The organism is Mycobacterium sp. NTMscope_MAC_12 (genome assembly GCF_976985675.1).
The window spans coordinates 358,425-379,090 of the sequence record NZ_CDRJYY010000001.1 but is presented as its reverse complement, the minus strand read 5'-3'; the positions used below and the strand labels follow the sequence as shown (position 1 = coordinate 379,090).

The 20,666-nt window shown below is 66.8% G+C and carries 18 protein-coding genes and 2 pseudogenes; 5 read left to right on the top strand and 15 right to left on the bottom strand.

Annotated elements, in window-relative coordinates:
- Positions 1-141: 141 nt before the first annotated feature.
- Positions 142-990 (top strand): mycofactocin-coupled SDR family oxidoreductase, encoded by an 849-nt coding sequence (locus tag AC0KS4_RS01835; RefSeq protein ID WP_225327437.1) that lies wholly within the window; start codon positions 142-144, stop codon positions 988-990.
- Between the two features lie 23 nt (positions 991-1,013).
- Positions 1,014-1,844, top strand: a complete 831-nt coding sequence (locus AC0KS4_RS01830) for an SDR family NAD(P)-dependent oxidoreductase (protein WP_238958404.1) — start codon at positions 1,014-1,016, stop codon at positions 1,842-1,844.
- On the opposite strand, the gene AC0KS4_RS01825 is transcribed toward AC0KS4_RS01830, so the two are convergent.
- The 10 genes and pseudogenes from AC0KS4_RS01825 to AC0KS4_RS01780 all read right to left on the bottom strand — a co-directional run bounded on the left by AC0KS4_RS01825 (position 1,841) and on the right by AC0KS4_RS01780 (position 12,140).
- Complete coding sequence (locus AC0KS4_RS01825) at positions 1,841-2,650, bottom strand: SDR family NAD(P)-dependent oxidoreductase (protein ID WP_225329080.1); 810 nt, start codon at positions 2,648-2,650, stop codon at positions 1,841-1,843. The genes AC0KS4_RS01830 and AC0KS4_RS01825 overlap by 4 nt on opposite strands.
- Positions 2,651-2,656: 6 nt before the next feature.
- Complete coding sequence (locus AC0KS4_RS01820) at positions 2,657-5,086, bottom strand: CaiB/BaiF CoA transferase family protein (protein ID WP_238958353.1); 2,430 nt, start codon at positions 5,084-5,086, stop codon at positions 2,657-2,659.
- Positions 5,083-5,331 (bottom strand): annotated as a pseudogene (locus AC0KS4_RS01815) (enoyl-CoA hydratase/isomerase family protein); the annotation flags it as partial. The pseudogene AC0KS4_RS01815 and the gene AC0KS4_RS01820, both read right to left, overlap by 4 nt.
- 96 nt (positions 5,332-5,427) lie before the next feature.
- Complete coding sequence (locus AC0KS4_RS01810) at positions 5,428-6,555, bottom strand: M24 family metallopeptidase (RefSeq protein ID WP_225329077.1); 1,128 nt, start codon at positions 6,553-6,555, stop codon at positions 5,428-5,430.
- Positions 6,545-7,789 (bottom strand): M24 family metallopeptidase, encoded by a 1,245-nt coding sequence (locus tag AC0KS4_RS01805; RefSeq protein ID WP_225329076.1) that lies wholly within the window; start codon positions 7,787-7,789, stop codon positions 6,545-6,547. Before AC0KS4_RS01805 ends, AC0KS4_RS01810 begins: the two co-directional genes overlap by 11 nt.
- Positions 7,789-8,955, bottom strand: a complete 1,167-nt coding sequence (locus tag AC0KS4_RS01800) for an amidohydrolase family protein (RefSeq protein WP_225329075.1) — start codon at positions 8,953-8,955, stop codon at positions 7,789-7,791. The genes AC0KS4_RS01805 and AC0KS4_RS01800 overlap by 1 nt, the downstream gene beginning before the upstream one ends.
- Positions 8,956-9,005: 50 nt before the next feature.
- Positions 9,006-10,250 carry a cytochrome P450 gene (locus AC0KS4_RS01795; RefSeq protein WP_238958354.1) on the bottom strand — a complete coding sequence of 415 codons (1,245 nt, stop codon included), beginning with the start codon at positions 10,248-10,250 and terminating at the stop codon, positions 9,006-9,008.
- Positions 10,251-10,269: 19 nt separating this feature from the next.
- On the bottom strand, positions 10,270-10,464 hold the full coding sequence (locus tag AC0KS4_RS01790; protein ID WP_225329073.1) for a ferredoxin: 195 nt from the start codon (positions 10,462-10,464) through the stop codon (positions 10,270-10,272).
- 11 nt (positions 10,465-10,475) lie between these two features.
- The gene (locus AC0KS4_RS01785) at positions 10,476-11,153 is read right to left on the bottom strand and encodes a TetR/AcrR family transcriptional regulator (protein WP_225329072.1); all 678 of its coding nucleotides are present in this window, start codon (positions 11,151-11,153) and stop codon (positions 10,476-10,478) included.
- A gap of 180 nt (positions 11,154-11,333) precedes the next feature.
- Positions 11,334-12,140 (bottom strand): SDR family NAD(P)-dependent oxidoreductase, encoded by an 807-nt coding sequence (locus AC0KS4_RS01780; RefSeq protein WP_225329071.1) that lies wholly within the window; start codon positions 12,138-12,140, stop codon positions 11,334-11,336.
- Between the two features lie 256 nt (positions 12,141-12,396).
- Here AC0KS4_RS01780 and AC0KS4_RS01775 point away from each other — a divergent pair, with 256 nt between their 5' ends.
- From AC0KS4_RS01775 to AC0KS4_RS01765, 3 genes and pseudogenes are all read left to right on the top strand, one after another.
- The gene (locus AC0KS4_RS01775) at positions 12,397-13,164 is read left to right on the top strand and encodes an SDR family oxidoreductase (RefSeq protein WP_225329070.1); all 768 of its coding nucleotides are present in this window, start codon (positions 12,397-12,399) and stop codon (positions 13,162-13,164) included.
- Positions 13,160-13,267, top strand: a pseudogene (locus AC0KS4_RS01770) (SDR family oxidoreductase); the annotation flags it as partial. The gene AC0KS4_RS01775 and the pseudogene AC0KS4_RS01770, both read left to right, overlap by 5 nt.
- A gap of 88 nt (positions 13,268-13,355) precedes the next feature.
- Positions 13,356-14,963, top strand: a complete 1,608-nt coding sequence (locus tag AC0KS4_RS01765; RefSeq protein WP_374109721.1) for a multicopper oxidase family protein — start codon at positions 13,356-13,358, stop codon at positions 14,961-14,963.
- Between the two features lie 4 nt (positions 14,964-14,967).
- On the opposite strand, the gene AC0KS4_RS01760 is transcribed toward AC0KS4_RS01765, so the two are convergent.
- Genes AC0KS4_RS01760 through AC0KS4_RS01740 form a run of 5 tightly spaced genes read right to left on the bottom strand, consistent with a single transcriptional unit; the run spans position 14,968 to position 20,658 of the window.
- On the bottom strand, positions 14,968-15,789 hold the full coding sequence (locus tag AC0KS4_RS01760; RefSeq protein ID WP_225329069.1) for an alpha/beta fold hydrolase: 822 nt from the start codon (positions 15,787-15,789) through the stop codon (positions 14,968-14,970).
- Complete coding sequence (locus AC0KS4_RS01755; protein ID WP_225329068.1) at positions 15,789-16,778, bottom strand: cyclase family protein; 990 nt, start codon at positions 16,776-16,778, stop codon at positions 15,789-15,791. Before AC0KS4_RS01755 ends, AC0KS4_RS01760 begins: the two co-directional genes overlap by 1 nt.
- Complete coding sequence (locus AC0KS4_RS01750; RefSeq protein ID WP_225329067.1) at positions 16,766-17,593, bottom strand: coniferyl-alcohol dehydrogenase; 828 nt, start codon at positions 17,591-17,593, stop codon at positions 16,766-16,768. Before AC0KS4_RS01750 ends, AC0KS4_RS01755 begins: the two co-directional genes overlap by 13 nt.
- A 33-nt stretch (positions 17,594-17,626) precedes the next feature.
- Positions 17,627-18,928 carry an LLM class flavin-dependent oxidoreductase gene (locus AC0KS4_RS01745; RefSeq protein WP_225329066.1) on the bottom strand — a complete coding sequence of 434 codons (1,302 nt, stop codon included), beginning with the start codon at positions 18,926-18,928 and terminating at the stop codon, positions 17,627-17,629.
- Positions 18,929-18,930: 2 nt separating this feature from the next.
- Positions 18,931-20,658: an FAD-binding protein gene (locus AC0KS4_RS01740; RefSeq protein WP_225329087.1), complete on the bottom strand. Its 1,728-nt coding sequence runs from the start codon at positions 20,656-20,658 to the stop codon at positions 18,931-18,933.
- Positions 20,659-20,666 lie beyond the last annotated feature (8 nt).

Sequence of the window (20,666 nt, the reverse complement as noted above, 5' to 3'; positions counted from 1 at the left end):
GAGTAGCCGAAACGGATTCGCCATTGACACCCGTGACGGCCGAATGACAGAGTTCAAAAGCGGCAAGACCCACGATCCGGGGACGCGATTGTTCTCCGCGCAGGCGTGCCGATCAGATCAAAGTCAGGAGTTGAGGTAGCCATGACCGGACGTGTTGAGGGCAAAGTCGCCTTGGTCACCGGAGCGGCGCGCGGTCAGGGCCGCAGTCACGCGGTGCGGTTGGCGCAGGAGGGCGCGGACATCATCGCCATCGACATCTGCAAGCCCATCCGCGAGGGCGTGCTGGACACCGCGATCCCGGCGTCGACGCCCGAGGACCTGGCCGAGACCGCCGACCTGGTCAAGGGGCACAACCGCAGGATCTTCACGGCCGAGGTCGACGTCCGCGACTACGACGCGCTCAAGGCGGCGGTGGACAACGGCGTCGAACAACTCGGGCGTCTCGACATCATCGTCGCCAACGCCGGAATCGGTAACGGCGGCGAGACTTTGGACAAGACCAGCGAAGAAGACTGGACCGAGATGATCGACATCAATCTGGCCGGGGTGTGGAAAACCGTGAAAGCCGGTGTGCCCCATCTGCTGGCCGGTGGTCGCGGCGGTTCCATCATCCTGACCAGCTCGGTCGGCGGCCTCAAGGCCTACCCCCACACCGGCCACTACGTCGCGGCCAAGCACGGCGTCGTCGGGCTGATGCGTGCCTTCGGAGTTGAATTGGGACAGCACATGATTCGCGTCAACTCCGTGCATCCCACGCACGTCAAAACCCCCATGCTGCACAACGAAGGCACCTTCAAGATGTTCCGGCCGGACCTGGAGAACCCGGGCCCCGACGACATGGCGCCGATCTGTCAGCTGTTCCACACCCTGCCGATCCCCTGGGTTGAGCCGATCGACATCAGCAACGCGGTGCTGTTCTTCGCCTCGGACGAGGCCCGCTACATCACCGGTGTGACCCTGCCGATCGACGCGGGTAGCTGCCTGAAATAGAGTTCCGTCCCATGGACGGAACTCTGTCTGGTTTCGACGGCCGCGGGGCCGTGATCACCGGCGGTGCCAGCGGCATCGGCTTGGCCACGGCCACCGAATTCGCCCGCCGCGGCGCCCGCCTGGTGCTCTCCGACGTCGATCAGCCCGCGCTGGAACAGGCGGTGAATCGGCTGCGCGGCGAGGGCTTCGACGCGCACGGCGTCGTCTGCGACGTCCGGAATCTCGACGAGATGGTTCACCTCGCCGACGAGGCCTTCCGGTTGCTCGGCAGCGTCGACGTCGTTTTCAGCAATGCCGGCATCGTCGTCGCGGGTCCGATGGGCCAGATGAATCACGACGACTGGCGGTGGGTGATCGACATCGACCTATGGGGATCGATCCATGCCGTCGAGGCATTCGTGCCCAGGTTGATCGAACAGGGCACGGGCGGGCACATCGCGTTCACCGCCTCCTTCGCCGGGTTGGTGCCCAACGCCGGTCTCGGGACGTACGGCGTTGCCAAATACGGGGTCGTCGGACTCGCCGAAACGCTGGCGCGTGAGGTCAAGGCCAATGGCATTGGCGTATCGGTGCTGTGCCCGATGGTCGTGGAAACCAAGCTGGTCTCCAATTCCGAGCGGATCCGCGGCGCGGACTACGGGCTGTCGGCCAGTCCGGAGGGGGCGTTCGGAACGTTGCCCACCCAGGACGAGAGCGTCAGCGCCGACGATGTCGCGCGGTTGACGGCGGATGCAATTCTGGCGAACCGGCTGTACATCCTGCCGCACGCGGCGGCCCGCGAGTCCATCCGCCGCAGGTTCGAGCGCATCGACCGGACCTTCGACGAACAGGCCGCCGAGGGCTGGACGCACTAGTTCGGCGGGCCCAGCCGGTAGTCGCCGGTCCGCGGGTCGTGATACCACCCGCTGGAGGCCTGGGTGCCGCCGTCGACGTGCAGCGTCTGCCCGGTCAGATAGGCCGCCATGTCCGAGGCCAAGAATACTGCGGCACTGGCGATTTCGTCGACGTGGCCGGGACGGCCCATCGGCACCATGTCGCGCATTGCACTCGTCGCGGCCTCCCCGCCCAGCTGCGCCAGCCCCTCGGTGAGGGTGATGTCCGGGGCTATCGCGTTGACCCGGATCCCATGGGGCGCCAATTCCAGTGCCGCGGTCTTGGTGTAGTTGATGACGCCGGCCTTGGCGGCTGCGTAGGCTGCGTAGCCCGGCGCCGCTCGTACGCCCTCGATCGAGGTCAGCGAGATGATGCTGCCGGGCAGGCCCTCCGACACCATCGTCCGGGCAACCCGTTGGCTGCACAGCAGGACGTGGCGCAGGTTGGCGCGATACAGCGCATCCCAACCGTTTTCGCTCGTTTCCAGCAGCGGCGAGGAGAACACGCCGCCGGCGTTGTTCACCAGAATCGTCGGTGTGCCCAGCTCCGCGATGGTGCGGTCCAGCGCGCCATCCACCTGGGCGCCGTCCCGGACATCGGTGACGATCCCCAGGGCGCCAATGGATTCGGCCGCCTGCGCGCAGGTTTGCGGGTCGCGCTCCCAGATCGCCACCCGTGCGCCGAACGCGGCCATCCCGGCCGCGATGCCGCGGCCGATGCCCGCGCCCCCGCCGGTCACCACCGCGACGTGGCCGGTCAGCAGGATGTTCGAGGGGTCGATCGCCATCCTCGATCAGCCCGCCGTGTGCATCGCCGGCGCGCTGCCGATGACACCGTCGGATTCCAGGCCGGCGATCTCCGCGTCGGACAAGCCGAGCCCGGTCAGCAGTTCGTGGTTGTGCTGTCCCAGCAGCGGCGCGTGCTCGGTGTGGAACCTGCTGGGCCCGGCTGAGCATCTCATCGGCACGGTGCTGAGCCTAGCCGGACCGTTGACGGGGTGGTCGACTTCTTCGAAGAAGCCCCGGAACGCCAACTGCTCCAACTCGGTTTGACGATGCGGTTGCATCACCTTGGCCACCGGCACCCCGGCGTCCCAGAGGGTTGCGACGATCTCGTCGCGGGTGCGGCCTTCGCACCACGCCGCGAGTTGTTCGTCGATTAGGTCGTGGTGCTCGCGCCGACCGGCGTGCGTCGACAGCTCGGGAGATGTTGCCCAGGAGGGTGATCCGATCGCGCGACACAGTTTTGCCCACTGATCGTCGGTGGCCACGGCGATGGCGACCCAGCTGTCGAGCCGGCCGAATTCGTCGATATCCGCGCTGAGGTAGAGGTTCTGTGGCGCCGCCGTCGGCCCGCGGTTGCCCGCACGCTCCAGCAGCGCCCCATAGGCCGAGTGCTCGATGACCTGCTCGGCGGAGATGCTCAGGGCCGCATCGACCATCGCCGCTTCGACGAACACGCCCTCGCCGGTGCGGCGGCGGTGCTCCAGCGCCAGCAGCAGCGCGTTGGCCGCGTGCACACCGGCGCATGGGTCGCCGATCGAATACGGGTCATACGGTGTGCGGTCCGGGTAGCCGGTGAGCCAGCTGACTCCGGACGCGGCTTCGATGACGTAGGCGAACGCGGGGTTATCGCGCCATGGCCCTTCGAGACCGAATCCGGGCATCCGCACCATCACCACGTCCGGCCGAATCGATTGAACGGTGGCGAAATCCAGGCCGAGCTGATCCAGCACCCGGGGGGTGAAGTTTTCCACGACGACGTCGCACGTGGCGATGAGCCGGCGCAGCAACTCCCTGCCGCGCGGGCTCTGCAGGTCCAGCGTCAGGCCCTTTTTGTTGGTGTTCAGCGCCTCGAAGATGGGCGATCTCTCCCACCATTGCTCCTCGGTGACCGGCACGCCGGCGATCAGCCGCGTGCCGTCCGGGCGCCGGGTGGATTCGACATGGATGACCTCGGCGCCGAGCATGGCCAGAAAGTGCGTGGCGCAGGGTCCCGCCCAGAACGTCGTCATGTCCAACACCCGAAGGCCGGTGAGCGGCAACGATTTCGCGGCACCGGTCGGCGCCGGCCGGGCGGGCAGATCCGCGGCCCGGTAATCCTCGGTGTGCTCCCCAAGCCGTGGCGCCGGATGGGGGCCGCGCAACTGCGCGGGCCGCATCCGGTAGGGGTGACTCGGCTGCTGGAAGCCGTCGCGCGGGTTGCGGACGAACGAACCGCGTTGCACGAACTGGTCGAACGACGCGACGTTCGCGCCGTTGGCGACGGGGGCGTTGGGGATACGGAACGCCGTAGCCAGTTCCCGGATTTCGTCGACGGTGGTGCGGGCCACCCAGTCGAAGATGTCCTCGGCGTAGACGTTGGCCAGCTCGGTGATCGACAGCGGCGAGTCCTCATCGATCCACTCCGGGTGCCCGACCATCGCGCACAAGTCGAACCACTGCTGCGCGGTCCCGCAGCCGAGATCCACCAAACCGTCTTTTGCCTGAGCCACTCCCGGTATCGTCGGCCGTCGCATGTCTCGCCACGGCCGCCGGAGCACCTCGAAGTAGGACACCGGATAATAGGTGAGGCACAAAATCTGGGTCTCGAGCATCGACAGGTCCAGCAGTTCTCCTGCCCCACCGCCGATTCGGCGCCAACGCGACGCCAGGGTGGCCGCGCTGGCATAGGCTCCGGCCAGGTACTCGCCGACCTGACCGCCGATGAAGACGGGCGGGCGCTGCTGCTCGCCGCGGCCGAGCCCGACGATTCCTCCCGACCAGGCCTGCAGCGTGAATTCGGTTGCGGCGCGGTCGCACCAGGGACCTTCCAGCCCGAACGGCGTGATCGCCGTGACGGTCAGGTGCGGGTGCCGCCGATGGATGGCGTGCGGCGTAAAGGCCGGGTGCTCGGCCACTGCCGAACCGGCAGACCAGACCACCGCGTCCGCGGAGGCCAATAACCGGTGCAGCAGCTCGGCGTCGTCGTCGCCGGCGGAGTCGGCGACGACGCTGCGCTTTGCGCCGGCCAGGAAGCTGAACAGCGCACCGTCACCGCCATCCGGGATGGACGCACTCGAGGCGGACCACCTGCGCAGCGGATCACCTTCTGGTGGTTCGACTTTCACGACATCAGCCCCGCCGTCGGAGAGCAGTTTGGTGCAGTAGGCGCCCGCTATGCCGGTGGACAGATCGATCACCGTGTAGCCGGTCAGTGGCGGTTCGACCCGGTGTTGCGTCACGAGTTCTTTTTCTTCGCTTTGGCTTTTTTGCTCGCTTTCTTGCTCAGGCGCCAGTCGGCGGGGAACCTGCCGTCGTTGTCCTTGACCGCATCGCCCAGACCCCGCTTCATGGCGTCAGCGAGCGTCAGTTCGTCACCGACGTCCGGGCGCACCATGCCGCCCATCGATTCGAAGACGCCGCTGAGCATGCTGCTGAGATACTCGCCCTGGAACTGCTTCATGATTTCGAAGAAGACCTTCTTAATCCGGCCGGTCGAACGTGATCGTGGCGATCCGCGTCGTGGCGTCCTTGTCGTAGCGGATCATCTCCTCGGCCGACGACTCCGCGGGGTCCGGCATGGCTAGGGCCGCCAGAACGGGCTCGCGGTGAGCACTTCCGAACCGTCGGCGGTAATCAGGACCGCTTCTCGCCCGAATACCGCGCCGACTCCCTCTTCCCACACATATCCCGTCACGGCAAGCACCATCCCCGGTTCCAACCGTTCGTCGGCCGCGGTGGCGGGCAGATGCTTGGAGACGACGGGAGGGTCGAACCCCATGCCCAGGCCGCGGGCCACCGGCATCGGTGGGTCCGGTTCCCCCGCGGCTCGGTAGGCGGCCAACAGTTCGGCCGCCCCCGCGCCGGGCCGGCAGGCGTCGAACAACCTGCCCCACAGGCTGTCCCAGCGTCGGTAGAGCGCCGCCGCGCCGTCGGGCACGTGCGACTTGCCGGCGGGCCAGGTGCGTCCCACCTCGCCGACGTAGCCCCCGGCCAGGACTCCGGCGGAAAACGCCACCAGATCGCCGTCCTGGATGCGGCCGTCACCGTGGGCGCGACGCCACGGGTGCGTGCGCGAGGTCACCCACGCGACGTCTTGATTCGACGGCGTGCTCACGCCGCCGGCCGCCGAGGCCTCCAACACCACACCGGCCAGCGCTTGTTCGCTCACCCCCGGCCGCAACTCCTCGACCGCGGCCGCCAGGGCCGATTCGGCCACCGCGACGGATTCCCGCACCGCGGCGATCTCCTCGGCGGTCTTGACTCGGCGGGCGGCCCGCATCGCGAGCTCCCCGTCGACCAGCTGTGCGTTGGGGAATGCGGTCGGCAGCAGCTGGGCGAAAACCGGTGAGAGCGCGTCGGTTCCGACGCGCCGCGCACTGGCCGCTCCGTCGATGCGCTGCAGCGCCGACATGGTGTTCATCGGGTTCCACGAGATGCCGTAGAGATTCTCGTGGGGGATGTCGTCGGGCACACCCTCGTCCCACGTGCTGAGGAGGTGCACGGCGCCGGTCTCACGCACCACCACACAGGTCGGACCGAAGGGGCGGGTGCCGGCGACCCACAACTGCGGCGCACCAGTGACGTAACGGACATTGGCCTGCCGGCCCAGGACCAGAACATCGAGATCGTGCGCCGCCATCTCGTCGAGCGCCCGCTGGCGACGCCCCGAGCGCAGCGTGCGCTCATCGGGCAGGACTTCAGTTGCCATAGGGGTCATAGGGGTAGTCGGTCAAACGGATCCAGCCTTCCTCGGTAATCACCAGGACCTCTTCGCTGCGGTAGCCTCCGGTGCCGTCCTCCCACACGACGGGCTCCAGGACCAGCACCATCCCGGGTTGCAGGACGAAGTTCTCGTCGAACTCCTGTCCGAGATCCGTTCCGATCATGGGCATTTCGGCGGCGTTGACACCGATCCCGTGGCCCAGGTAGAAGTGCGGCAGCCAGGGCTTGCTGCCGCCGTTGGCCTGGATCGCGGCCCGGCCGAGATCCGCCGCGGTGGCGCCGGCCTTGGCGACCCCCAGGACGGCGGACATGATCTCGAACCAGGTGTCGAACTGCGCCTGTTGGCGCGGGGAGGGGTCCCGCCCGACGATCCAGGTACGCCCGAAGTCGGAGCAGTAGCCCTGGTAGGTGATGCTGACGTCGGTCCACAGCACGTCGCCCTCGGCCAGCTCGCGCTCGGTGCTCAGCAGCGGCAGCGCCAGGTCGCCGTGCGTGGTCCACACGCCCTCGGCCTTGCTCGGCGGCATCACCTGCCAGATCGGTTCGAGCATGCTGGCCGTGGCACCCAGCTCGAAGGCACGGCGCAAAAAGCTTGCCGACAAATCGATCTGACGTATCCCGGGCGCCAGCCGCTTCTGCACCTCGACCATGGCCTCGTCGGTGATCCGGATGGCGGTGCGCATGCACGACAACTCATCCGGGGTCTTGACCGACTTGGCCGCGCTGACGATGGCCGCGGCGTCGACCGGGGCCCCGTTCGGGAACAAGGCGTTCGCGGCGCGCGACATCGCCCCCGTGCACTCGTCGACCGCCACCACCGCTTTGGCCGGGATCAGCCCGGCGATCGTCCGCGCGAAATGGGCCACCCCCTCGTCGAATTCGAGATAGACCGGCCCGTGCAGGTGGTCGGCGGGCAGATCCGACTCCTGCGAGGCGCCCTCCCGGAACGGGAGGAACAGGTGCGGCCACTCGTCGTCGGCGAGCACCACGGCCACCGGACGCTCGACATAGGACAGCCCGGCGTCGCCCAGTGGCCAACTTGCGCCCGTGGCGTAGACGACGGCGTTGTTGCCGAGCAGGATCATCGCGTCGACCCCGCGTTCGGCCATCGCCGACCGCAGCCGGGCTCCCGTCTCGCGGCGCAGGCGGGCCAGGTCGGGTGTTTCGGGAATCACCAGCCCGTTGCCTCTGCTGGTCCCCAGGTGTGCGAGCGTCTTCACTACAGGCCCAGGAACGTTGTGATGTTGTCGCTGACGATCTTCTTGGCGTTCGCCGGACCGACGGCGTCGACAACGGCCTTCAGCGACTTCTCCGAGTAGCCATAGGTGCTTTCGTTGTGCGGGTAGTCGCTGGACCACATCACCCTGTCCACCCCGATCTGGTCGATCAGTTGCAGGCCCAGGGGGTCGACCATGAACGACGCGCTCATGTGGGTGTCCCAGTAGTAGCGCACATCGTGCTGCAGCGGCCGGTTGAACATGTGCTGATAGGACGCGACCAGGTGCTCGGCGTCCTGCAAAGCCCATGGCACCCAGGCGATTCCGCCCTCGAACCAGCCGATCCGCAGCCCGGGATGATCGTCGAGAATTCCGGTGAAGAGATACTTGGCGAACTGCTCGCGGAATCCGTCGACGTTGATCATCATGCCGACCACCACACTGTTGAACTGACACGGGGTCTTCGGCGGGGTCTCGCCGATGTGGTGGGTCACCGGCAGGCCGGCGGCCTCGATCTCGTCCCAGACCGGTTTCATCGCGGTGCTGCCGTAGTCGATGATGTTGCCCTCGTCGTCCTTGCCCGGGTTGAGCGGCAGTAGGAACGTCTTGAGCCCCAAGGACTTCAACTCTTCGAGGGTCTTGCGGGTCCCCTGTGGGTCCCACCAGTTGATCAGGCCGGCCCCGTAGAAGTGGCCGCCCGAGCGCTCCTGCAACTCAGCGATGTATTCGTTGTAGATACGGAAGGCAAGCTCGCGAAGTTGCTTGTCCGGGTAGTGGAACAGTGCCAGCACCGCGTTGGGAAAGGCCAGTTCCTTCTCGACCCCGTCGTCGTGCAATTCCTGGATCCGGGCCTCGATGTTGGTGCTGGCGGCGCCGGGCAGGTCGTCGTACTGCATCAGGACCGCGCTGAAATCGCCCGGCAGGAACGACTGCCCCTTGCGCCCGACCTGGTAGGCGCCCTCCTCATACCAGATCCGCGGCGCCTTGTCCTTCAGGTCATCCGGGAAGCGTTGGTAGAAGATGTCATCCGCCAGCGAGATGTGGTTGTCGGCCGAGAAGACGACGGTCCCCGGGGGCAGGCCCACATCGCTGCCGGCGGCGTGGCCACGTCGGTCCTTCGGGGCGCCATAACCTCCGGGCGGGTAGAGCGTGCTTGTTTGAGTCGTCATCGTTGACCCTCCATTGTCGATCCGCAGTTTTTTCACAGTAGCGAGCTGGGCTACCAGGTCACCGGCAGTTCGTAGACGCCGTAGGCGAGGCGGTCATGCTTGAACGGGACTTCTTCGATCGGCACCGCCAGAGCCATGGTGGGGATGCGGCGGAGCAGGGTCTGGAACACGATCTGCAGTTCCGCCCGCGCCAGTTGCTGACCCACGCACTGGTGGCGGCCATAGCCGAAGGCGACATTGCGATCGGCTCCAGAGCGATGCAGGTACAGGCGATCGGGTTCGGCGAACGCCTGCGCGTCCCAGTTGGCCGGTGCCAGGTCGATGATGATGCCTTCGTTCGCGCGGATGGTCTCACCACCGACATGGATGTCTTCCAAAGCGACGCGACGCTGTCCGTTTTGGATGATGCTGAGGTAGCGCAGCAATTCCTCCACCGCGTTGGCGAGAATCTTCGGGTCCTCGGCGTCGCGGATGACGGCGGCCTGGTCCGGATTCTCCAGCAGCGCAAGCACTCCGAGCCCGATCATGTTCGCGGTCGTCTCGTGCCCGGCGATCAGCAATCCGGTGCCGAGCTGTGCGGCTTCCTTGACGCTGAGTTCGCCGGCCTTGACTCGCTCGGCGAGATCGGAAACCGCGTCCTCGGCGGGGTTTTCCATCTTGGCTTCGACCAGCTGAGCCAGGTACTTGTGCAGGCTCATCGCACCCTTCATGGTGTCCTCGGCGGCGGCGAAGCGCGCGAGGCCGACATTGGCGTGGTGCTGGAACATCTCGGCGTCCTCGTAGGGCACCCCGAGCATTTGGCTGATGGCCAGCGACGGAACCGGAAGGGCAATGGCGCCAACGACATCCGCGGGCTGCGGACCGGCCAGCATCGTATCGATGTGGTCGTCGGTGATCTGCTGGATCGTCGGCCGCAGACCCTCCACCCGCCGGAACGTGAAGGGCTTGGACAGCATCCGCCTAAACCGGGTGTGCTCCTCGCCGTCGGAGGTGAACACCGACCGGGGCCGCTTGTGCACGGTCGACAACATGCCTTCGTTCCAGTGCGGGAAGCCGGGCACCCGGTCGTCGACGCTGACCCGCGAATCCGAGAACAGCTCGCGCACTTGCTCGTAGCCGGTGATGAGCCACGGCGTACTGCCATCCCAGATCCGCACCCGGGACAGCGGCCGGGACTCGGCCAGTGCCATGACGTCCGGCGGCGGGGCGAACGGGCAGCGCGGCTCCCTGGCCATCGGATAGTCCGGAATGTCGGCGGTCTGCTCTGTTGTGGTGCTCGTCAGAATGTCTGACATCTCTATTCCTCGCCGTATTTCATTCTTCAACGTGGATAGCCAGGGCGGGGCAGGCTGCCGCCGCCCGCCGCGCGCCCTCGGCCTGCTCGGCCGTCGGACTGGGATTGAGTAAAACGACCACGCCGTCGTCGTCGCGCTGGTCGAACACGTCGGGCGCATTCATGACGCAGTTCCCCGAAGAAGCGCAAACGTCCTGGTCGACAGTCACTTTCATCTTCCAGCCCCTCACTCGTCCGCCGTCACAGGCGCCAGCCACAGGCCCACGATCGCGTCGATAAGTCCGGACGCCGCAGCCCGCCATGAACGATGGGACGTCAATGCGCCTGCGGCAAGCGCGCGTTCGCGGTCCGCGCAGGTGTGCATCAACAGGTTTCGGGCCATGATGTTGCGCTCGAAGTGCACTTCGGTCGGCAATTCGGGCAGACAGCGGTTGATGCCTTCGACGACCTGAACCAGCGACGGGGAGCTCAGCGCGCCCTTGACGATGATGTTGTAGTACGCGGGGTCGGTCATCGCCTGCGCCGCGAACCGCGCGTACCAGGTGGGATTTCCAAGCTCCTCGAGGTGATCGGTGAGCGGACGCACCAGACAGGCCACCCAGTTGCGCAGTTCGGCGTCCCGGCCGTCGTCGGCACCCGAGCCGAGCAGCTCGGCGACCATCTGCTCACGGAGCTGCTCGACGGGCCCGCGGTGCTTGTGCTCGATCGCGCGCACCAGGTCGGCCTTGGTGCCGAAGTGGTAACCGACCGCGGCGTTGTTGCCCTGGCCGGCGGCCTCGCTGACTTGCCGGTTGGACACCGCGAACATGCCGTGCTCGGCGTAGAGCCGCTCGGCTGCCACCAAGATCGCCTCTTGGGTGGAGCTGGCCCGCTCGGTGCGCACGGTCCGGCCGACGGTGGTCATCGGCCTAGTCAACCGCGCGGGACGCTTTAAGTCAAGCGATTGATTTAAATCCGCGGGGCCCTTGATCCGACGCCCGTGGACGCGGGTGCCGAACACGACGTCCCGCCGACGCCCGAACGTGACAACAACGTCACGCTGGCGACCGAACGTGACCGCATCGTCACGGTCGGGGCCGGCGCTCTAGCCTTGCCGCTTGGGCCGAATGACCTTGCCCGCCACCGTTCCGCCGTCCACGGGCAGCACGGTCCCGGTGACGTAACGCGACCGGTCGGTGGCGAAATACAGTGCGGCCTCGGCGACGTCATCGGGCGTGCCGTCGCGCTTCAGCGGGCGGTCATCGCGCATCCCCTGGCGGATCCGCGCCTCGAACTGCTGGAGCTGTTCGGGGTCCATGCCGGCCGCCGACTTCCCCAAGATCGGTGTGGGGATGCTGCCCGGTGCGATCGCGTTGACCCGAATCTCGTGGTATGCCAACTCAATTGCGGCGGACTTGGTGAACTGGATGACCGCCGCCTTGGACGCGCGGTAGGTCATCACGCCGCCGCCGGCCTGGATCCCGCCGATCGAGGTGATGTTGATGATGGATCCACCGCCATGTTCGGCCATGTGCCGCGCGGCATCCCGGGTGCCCGCCATCACGCCCAGCACGTTGACCCCCATCACCCGGTGGAAGTCGGCAAGGTCGTCGTCGAGCAACTTCCGCAGGGGGCTCGAGACCCCGGCGTTGTTCACCATCACGTCCAGGCCGCCGAACTTCGCGACCGCGCAGGAAACCAGCGCCCCCACCTCTTCGGGCTCGGAGACGTCCGTCCGCTGGAATACGGCAGTGGCACCCAGCGACGTCGCCAGCGCCTCCCCACGGTCGCTCTCGACGTCGGCGATGACGACCCGCGCCCCCTCCGCCACGAACCGCTCCACGAGACCCCGGCCTATGCCGGACGCGCCGCCGGTGACGATGGCGACCTTGCCGTCAAGTTCGTTAACCACCTGACGAGTTAATCGGGGCCGCAAGCGTTAAGTCAAGCAGTTGATTTAAGACCGCGCAGGGCCCGGTGTCCGGCCGGCGCGCGAAATGCGCGTGTTCGCCAAGCTCGGCATCACCTCGCGTCGACAACTGCGGGGTATGACCAAGGAATTCGGCCCCTGAGTTCGGCATGACTACGGACTTTCCAGGGTTCCCACGGACTGGTGCGCGGGCCATGCTGAAGAGGCCAATTCGTCGGGAAGCTTGGAAGGCGTGATCATGAAGGTTTTGGTAATCGGCGGCAGTGGGCTGATCGGATCACAGGTGGTCACCATGCTCACCGAGCAGGGACACGAAGCGATCCCGGCGTCACCGAGCACGGGCGTCAACACCGTGACCGGTGAGGGCGTTGCCGAGGCCGTCGCGGGCGTCCACGCGGTGGGGGACGTCTCCAATTCGCCGTCTTGGGCCGATGACGATGTGCTGAACTTCTTCACCACTTCTACCCGCAACCTTCTCGAGGCGGAGCGGGCCGCCGGCGTGCAGCATCACGTCGCGCTCTCGATCGTCGGAGCCGACCGGGCGGCCGCGAGTGGATACATGCGGGCCAAGATCGCCCAAGAAAAGGTGATCGTGGAATCCGGGTCTCCCTACACGATCGTGCGCGCGACGCAATTCTTCGAATTCGTTGAGGGCATAGCCGATTCGATGACCGACGGTGACACGGTCCGCGCGCCGCATGGGGCATTCCAGCCGATCGCGGCCGTGGATGTGGCCACGGCCGTCGCCCGCGCCGCGATCAGTGAGCCGGTCAACGGGGTGATCAACATCGCCGGACCCGAAAAGCAGGGCATGGACGACTTCATCCGGACCCGGTTCGCCGCGACCGGCGATGCCCGCCGGGTGGTGACCGATCCGGATGCGCAGTATTACGGCGCGGTGCTCGACGAGCGCATGATCGTTCCCGTCGAGGGCGAGGAAGTGACCCTCTACCCCACCCGGTTCGGCGACTGGCTGGCTGCGCAGGTGCCCAGCAACGCCAAGTAAGCCGTCCGAGATCGCCGAAGCGGTGCTCTTCCTGAGCTCCCCCCGCTCCAGTTTCGTCACCGGTTCGACCCTGCACGTCGACGGCGGCGGCGCCGCGGTTTGACCCCACGGCGGCCAACGTCGAGTTGCTGCGGACATTTCGTCGGCCTTCGCTCTACGGTGGGTAGTTGCGCAAAGACGAGGAGCATTGATTGCCCGTGCAACCCACCAGCGACATCCCCTTCGACACTCGGCTCACCAGGCGCGGTTTCATGGCCGCGGGCATCGCCGGCGGATTGGCGCTGACGGCGTGCAGCCAATCCCAACCCGAGCCGTCGGGCAACGCCCGGATGGCCGCCGCCATCGATGCGGCCGAGGCCGCCCGGCCGCACAGCGGCCGCACCGTCACCGCCACCCTGACGTCCCAGCAGGCCCAGATCGACCTGGGCGGACCGGTCGTCCGCACGCTCGCCTTCGGGAACTCCATCCCCGGTCCGGTGATCCGCGCCAGCATCGGCGACGAAGTCGTGGTGACGGTGAAAAACCGGCTCGATCATCCGACGTCGGTGCATTGGCACGGCATCGCCATGCGCAACGACATGGACGGCGCCGAGCCCGCGACGCCCAACATCGCGGCCGGCCACGACTTCACTTACCGGTTCTCCGTGCCCAATTCGGGCACGTACTGGGCACATCCCCACACCGGCCTGGACGGGGACACCGGGCTATACCTGCCGGTCATCGTCGACGACCCGACCGAGGGCAACTACGACGCCGAATGGATCGTCGTCCTTGACGATTGGACCGACGGCGCCGGGAAGAGTCCGCAACAGCTCTACAGCGAACTGAGCAACCCGAACAAGTCGCCCATGCCCACCACGTCCGAGACGACCCCGACCACCACGCCGACGGAAACGAGCACGACCGAGACGACGTCGACCAGCCCGACGACCTCGTCGAGTCCGGCGTCCGGCGGTCCCGCGCCGTCCGCGGGAAGCGCCGGCAGCAGCGACCTCCTCGGAGGCGACGCCGGAGACATCGCCTATCCCTACTACCTGATCAATGGGCGAATTCCCGCTTCCCCCATGACGTTCGATGCGAAGCCCGGTGAACGGATACGCATCCGTTTCATCAACGCCGCCTCCGACACCACCTTCCGGGTGGCGCTGGCCGGCCATTCGATGACGGTGACGCATACCGACGGCTACCCCGTGGTGCCCGCTCAGGTCGATGCGCTGCTCATCGGCATGGCCGAACGCTACGACGTCACGGTGACCGCCGCGGACGGTGTCTTCCCACTGGTCGCCGTCGCGGAAGGCAAGAACGCTCTGGCGCGGGCATTGCTGTCCACGGGCGTGGGCAGCCCGCCCGATCCGCAGTTGCAGCCGGGCGAACTCACCAAGCGCGTGGGCACCGTCGAAATGTTCACCGCCACAACGCCGGTCAACCTGGGCCGCCTTGACCCGAACCTCAATCTTCCGGTCGTGTTGGGCGGCAACATGATGCAGTACAACTGGACGATCAATGGGCAGCCCTACGGCAAGACGAGCCCGCTGCGCGTGCAACAGGGTCAGCGGCCCACCATCACGTTCGACAACACCACGACGATGTATCACCCAATTCACCTGCACGGGCACACGTTCCAGGTGATCAAACCGGACGGGAGCCCGGGCGCCCGCAAGGACACCGTCATCGTGCTGCCCAAGCAGAAGCTCGCCGCCGTCCTCGTTGCCGATAACCCCGGCACGTGGCTGATGCACTGCCACAACACCTATCACCAGGTCGCCGGGATGGAGACCCGACTGGATTACGTCTTCTGACGATTCAGAGGCCACCCAGAAAATCCGTCAGCAACTGGTTGACCGCCGACGGCTGCTCGATCTGGGGGCAGTGCCCGGCCTTGTCGACGACCACCGAACGGGCTCCGTCGATCTGCTTGGCGATCTGGGCGGCCCAGCCGCCGGGTAACAGCTTGTCGTCGCCGCCCTCGATGACAAGTGTTGGCACGCCGATGCATTCGTAGGCGCGCGCGCTGGATGGGGTCGAGGACGGGGCGGCCCCGGGGCGGCGGAACCGGGCCGCGGCGATGGCCTCCCACGCCCCGGGTGCGGTGCTCGACTCGTGGCGGCGTCGCACGTACTCCTCGTCGGCGGCATAGGCCGGGTCGGAGAACAGCGCTTCGACGATGCGGCGCATGGCCGGCAACGTGGCGTCATAGTTCTGCAGCGCCTCGAAGTACTGGTTCTGCTGGATCTCGCCGCCGCCGCAGATGATCACCAGGCTACGGACCGGCAGCAGCGGCGTCTCCGACGTGCTGTCGGTGAGGAGGTTGATGGCGCCCATCGAATTGCCGACGAAGTGTGCCGAGTCGGCGCCGACCAATTCGCAAAACCGGGCGATGTGCCGGATCCGCATGCCGCGCCCGTCGACGAAGTCGATCACCTTGGCCGACTGCCCGAAGCCCAGCTGGTCCGGAGCGAGAACCCGGTACCGCGCCGCGAGGGCGGCGATGTTGCGTTCCCAGCCGAGTTCGGCGCCGGCGCCGAACTCGCCGCCGTGCAGCAACACCACCGGATCGCCTTCGCCGGCTTCCAGGTAGCTGGTCGCCAGGCCGTCGACCGATATGGTCTTGCGCCTAATCTGCATCACTTGATCGCTATCGGGTTCACCGGGGATCCCACGGCCCCAACGAATCTCAGCGGCGGAGCGATGAGCTGAAACTCGTAGACGCCGTCGGCGGCGCAATCGGCCGCCAGGGCGGTGAGGTCCCAATACTCGCCGAGCATCAGCCCCATGTCGCGCAGGGTCAGCAGGTGGAAGGGCAAGAACACGCCGTCGACCCCGGACACCGGGTCTTCGACCTGGAGGTTGTCGGACGCGACCGCCGCAACCTCGTGATCGTGCAGCCACTGGGCGCATCGCCAGTCCAGTCCCGAATAGGGTTCGGTCTTGTTGCCGGTGTCCAGATACCTTGCCCACCAACCGGTCCGGATCAACACGATGTCGCCGCGCCCGATCGTCACGCCTTGGGAGCGAACGACGTCGTCCAATTCCTCGGGAGTGATCGGGTTTCCGTGCTCCAGGAAGACCTCCGCGCCGCGATGGCGCACCAGGTCCAGCAGCACGCCGCGGGAGGTGATGCCCTTCCCGTCCACCTTCTCGATGCCGAGGCGGCGGGCGCCCAGGCTGGTCACCGAGCCCGCCGGGATCCCGTTGTAGAGCAGGTCGTCGTAATAGACGTGCGACAGCGCATCCCACTGGGTGGCCGCCTGCAGCGGCATGATGATCATGTCGTCGTTGAACCGGAAGAGGTTGTCGACGAAGTACGGGCCCATCTGCGCCGCCGTCGGATTCCGGTCCCAGCCGGGGCCGTACTGGGCCAGCGTGTTCGCGTCACCGCCGTCCACGGTCATCACATGGATGGGGTTGTGCCGAAAACCGAAGGCGCCCTGCGGTCCCGACGAGCCGAAGTCCACGCCGAGCGGAAACACCTTGCCATGCCGGACCAGGCCGGCGGCCTGAGCGATCTTTTCCTCGGTGATGAAGTTCAGCGTGCCGAGCTCGTCGTCGTCGCCCCAGCGGCCCCAGTTGCTGACATCGCGAGCGGCCCGGCGAAAGTCGGTCACACTGGCCACGAAGTACGCCCTTCCTCGAGTTCACGAGCTATTGCGGCGCCCACGTTTCCGCCGTCGACCCACACAACCTGACCCGAAATATAACTGGCCGCACGGCTATTCAGGAAGAGCAGCACCGCCGCCTGCTCGGCGGGCTCGGAAACACGACCCAGCGGCTTGGGGATGTCGTCGAGGAAGCCCTGCCCGTATGCCGAGCGCAGCTGGTCCAGGATCGGCGTCTCTGTGACCCCCGGCCCCGTGCAGTTGATGCGGATCCCTCGGGCGCCCAGCGGCGTGGCACTGCGCATGGTGTAGAGGATGATGGCTTCCTTGGACAGCTGGTAGCCGGTGCCCAGCGCATCGGGGTGTCGGTCGCACCACTCGATGCCCTCGGGCATGGTCGCGGTGTCGAGCAACGGCGCCACCTCGCGCAGGTGTTCACGGTAGGCGGCCGCCGCGAGCGAGGACACGCTGACGATGGATGACCCCGCGGTCATCTTCGGGATGAGCGCCTCGGTGACGTGGCGTAATCCCAAGAAGTTGATCGTGACGATCAGCTTCGGGTTGCCGACGCCGGAGGAGACCCCGGCGATATTGAACAGCGCGTCGACCGGCCCGTCGAGGGACGCCACCGCGCGATCGATCGACGCCGGATCGGCGAGGTCGACCTCATGGAACGCGTTGACAGCGAAGTCGGGCCGGCGCTTGTCCAGCCCGACGACGTCGGCCCCCAGGTCGGTGAGCTGGCGCACCACGTATTCGCCGATGCCCGAAGCGCATCCGGTCACCACGGCCCGGCGGCCGTCGTAGCGCCACAGCTCGTCGATTGCTCCCAAGGCTCGCCCCGACATCTCGGTAAAACTCGGGCTCTACTTCTGCTGTTCCTTCGCCCGCTGCGCGGCCTGCACGCGGCCTTCGTTGATCTCCGCCATCGCTTCGGGGATCTCGCTGGCGGTGAATTTACCGCCGCGGCCGGTGGGCAGTCCACCAAACGAGTAGTCCTCATCGAACTGCGGCGCCGTCGATTTCGGGCGGCGCGCCTCCACCTTTTCGATGACGGGCGCCAGCCTGGTGGCCTTGTCGGCCACCGCCTTGGCGTCGCGCTCGATGAACTCGGGCAGCACCTCCTTGCCCATCAGCTCGATGGATTCCATGGTGCCCTCGTGGCTGCGCGGGTTGAGCAGCAGGATGATCTCGTCGACGCCGCTTTCCTCGTAGCCGCGCAGGAATTCACGCACCGTGGCGGGCGACCCGATTGCGCCGCGTCCCGGCCCGTAAGCCAGCGTGGGATCCTTGTCGACCTCTTCGAGGTACCGCTGCCACACGCCGGTCCGGCCGGGCGTGTGCACCCCGGTCATGTAGTAGTGCATGATGCCGAACGAGAAGAAGCCGCCGCCCTGCCCGAGCCGCTGCAGCGCCTGCTCGTCGGTCTTGGCCACCATCATCGACAGGTCGCCGCCGATGGCGAGGATGTTCGGGTTGATTCGCGGGGTCACCGGGACGCCGTTCTCTTCGAATTCCTTGTAGTAGCCGTTGACCCGCTCGGTTAGCGGTCCGGGGCCGGTGTAGGCGAAACTCAAGGCGCCGATGGCCTTTTGGGCCGCCATCTGCACGCTGGCGGGCCGCGTGCAGGCGACCCAGACGGGCGGATGCGGCTTTTGCAGCGGCTTGGGAACGACGTTGCGCGCCGGCATCTGAACGTGCTCACCGTTGAAACCGGTGAACGGCTCCTCGATCATGCAGCGGATCGAGACCTCGAGGGCCTCCTCCCACTGGGCCCGCTTGTCGGCGGGGTCGATGTTGAATCCGCCGAGCTCACCGACCGACGACGATTCCCCGGTGCCGAATTCGACACGGCCGTTGGAGAGCAGGTCCAGGGTGGCGATACGTTCGGCGACCCGGGCGGGGTGGTTGACCACGGGCGGCAGGTGCATGATGCCGAAGCCGAGGCGAATGTTCTTGGTGCGCTGGCTGGCCGCGGCCAAGAAGATTTCCGGCGCCGTCGAGTGGCAGTACTCCTCGAGGAAGTGATGCTCGGTCAGCCACACGGTGGAGAAGCCCGCTTTGTCGGCGGCCTCGACCTCGTCGAGACAGTCCTGCATCATGATGTGCTCGTCGTCGGGAGCCCAGGGCCGCGGCAGGGCGAATTCGTAGAACAGCGAGATCTTCATTGCTACCTCCTATGAGTATTAACGGCTCGATTGGCTGCTTGTGCCGCAACGTGTTTCGCGGCGACAAAGCCGAAGGTCATGGCGGGGCCGATGGTCGCACCGGCACCGGCATAGCTGCGTCCCATCACCGGCGCGGAGGCGTTGCCCACCGCGTAGAGCCCCGGCACCACGGTGTCGTCGCTTCGCAACACCCGGGCGTGTTCATCGGTGCGCAGGCCGCCGGACGTCCCGAGGTCCCCGAGGACGATTCGGAACGCGTAGTACGGCGGATCACCGAGCGGATACAGGTTCGGGTTGGGCAACGTGTGATCGCCGTAGTAGTTGTCGTACACGCTGTCGCCGCGGTTGAAATCGTCGTCGTGACCCTTGCGGGCGAGTTCGTTGAAGCGGCGGGCGGTTTCGGTGAGCTCGCCCGCGGGCACGCCGATCTTGCCCGCCATTTCTTCCCACGTCTTGGCCTCCTTCACCACACCCGACTCCAGCCAGGCGGATGGAACCTTCCGGCCGGTCGGCACCGGCGCGAACGGGATCTTCGGTATCGGCAGGTGCCCGCCGACGACATAGCGGTGGAACGACCGCTGGTCGGTGATCAGCCAGCACGGGATGTGGGTGACGCCGGACCTCTGGCCCTCGATCATGGCGTGGCCGAAATCCATGTACGGGGCGGCTTCGTTGATGAACCGCTTGCCGGCACCGTTGACGATGAACTGCGCCGGCATCATCCGTTCGTTGAGCATGAATTGCATGCGGCCGTCCGGCCATTGGATCGCGGGGAACCACCAGGCTTCGTCGAGCAGGTCCGTGGCGGCGCCCACCTTTTGCGCAGCACGGATACCGTCACCCATCGCCGCCGGGTTGCCGAAACTCCAGTCCTGGTCCACCTCGGGCAACAGCTCCTTGCGCCAGGCGAGATCGTGGTCGAATCCGCCGGACGCCAGGATCACGCCTAGCCGCGCACCGATCCGCCGGGACTTGCCGCCGGTCTCCACCACCGCGCCGGTCACCGCTCCGTCGGCGTCGGTGAGCAACTGCGTCATCGGCGAGTCCAGCCACAGCGGAATACCGCGTTCCCTCAGCGCCAACCGGAGCCGGGCCGCCAACGACTGTCCGATCGCGGCCATCCGCTCGCCGAAAACCCTCGCCCTGACCATCCGCGCGATCAGCTTGAGCAACACGCCCTTGCCGGCCCAGGACTGGCGGATTCGGTAGAAGGTGCGCAGTTCCTTGGGGCCCAACCAGATTCCCCTGGGCGCCAGCGCCAGCGGCTGCAGCAGCTGCTGCTCGTCGGCGCCCAGCTCGCGCAGGTCGATGGGCGGCACGTTGATGGTGCTGCCGAGCTCGGAGCCGCCGGGCAGCTCCGGGTAGTAGTCGGCATACCCGGGCTTCCAGACGAATTCGAACCAGCCCGACAGTTGCTCCAGAAACTGGAGCATCTGCGGTGCCGTCTCGACGTATTGCCGTATCCGTGCCTCGCTGACCAGGCCGTCGGTGATCTGCTTGAGGTACCCCACCACGCCCTCGGGTTCGGGCGCGTACCCCTCCCGGCGCTGCGCGGGCGCGCCCGGAACCCAGATACCGCCCCCCGACAACGCGGTCGAACCCCCGAAGTGGGAGGACTTTTCGACCACCAAGGCGTCGAGCCCGGCGGCCTGGGCGGTCAGGGCAGCCGTCATGCCACCCCCGCCCGACCCGACGATGAGTACGTCGATGACGTGATCGAAATCGTCCATTGTGTCCG

Bases quoted from the DNA above. Each gene is read 5' to 3' on its own strand.
- AC0KS4_RS01835 (WP_225327437.1), top strand. From the start codon at position 142: ATGACCGGACGTGTTGAGGGCAAAGTCGCCTTGGTCACCGGAGCGGCG.
- AC0KS4_RS01825 (WP_225329080.1), bottom strand. From the start codon at position 2,650: ATGGCGATCGACCCCTCGAACATCCTGCTGACCGGCCACGTCGCGGTG.
- AC0KS4_RS01810 (WP_225329077.1), bottom strand. From the start codon at position 6,555: ATGGCAACTGAAGTCCTGCCCGATGAGCGCACGCTGCGCTCGGGGCGT.
- AC0KS4_RS01800 (WP_225329075.1), bottom strand. From the start codon at position 8,955: ATGACGACTCAAACAAGCACGCTCTACCCGCCCGGAGGTTATGGCGCC.
- AC0KS4_RS01795 (WP_238958354.1), bottom strand. From the start codon at position 10,250: ATGTCAGACATTCTGACGAGCACCACAACAGAGCAGACCGCCGACATT.
- AC0KS4_RS01790 (WP_225329073.1), bottom strand. From the start codon at position 10,464: ATGAAAGTGACTGTCGACCAGGACGTTTGCGCTTCTTCGGGGAACTGC.
- AC0KS4_RS01785 (WP_225329072.1), bottom strand. From the start codon at position 11,153: ATGACCACCGTCGGCCGGACCGTGCGCACCGAGCGGGCCAGCTCCACC.
- AC0KS4_RS01775 (WP_225329070.1), top strand. From the start codon at position 12,397: ATGAAGGTTTTGGTAATCGGCGGCAGTGGGCTGATCGGATCACAGGTG.
- AC0KS4_RS01760 (WP_225329069.1), bottom strand. From the start codon at position 15,789: ATGCAGATTAGGCGCAAGACCATATCGGTCGACGGCCTGGCGACCAGC.
- AC0KS4_RS01745 (WP_225329066.1), bottom strand. From the start codon at position 18,928: ATGAAGATCTCGCTGTTCTACGAATTCGCCCTGCCGCGGCCCTGGGCT.
- AC0KS4_RS01740 (WP_225329087.1), bottom strand. From the start codon at position 20,658: ATGGACGATTTCGATCACGTCATCGACGTACTCATCGTCGGGTCGGGC.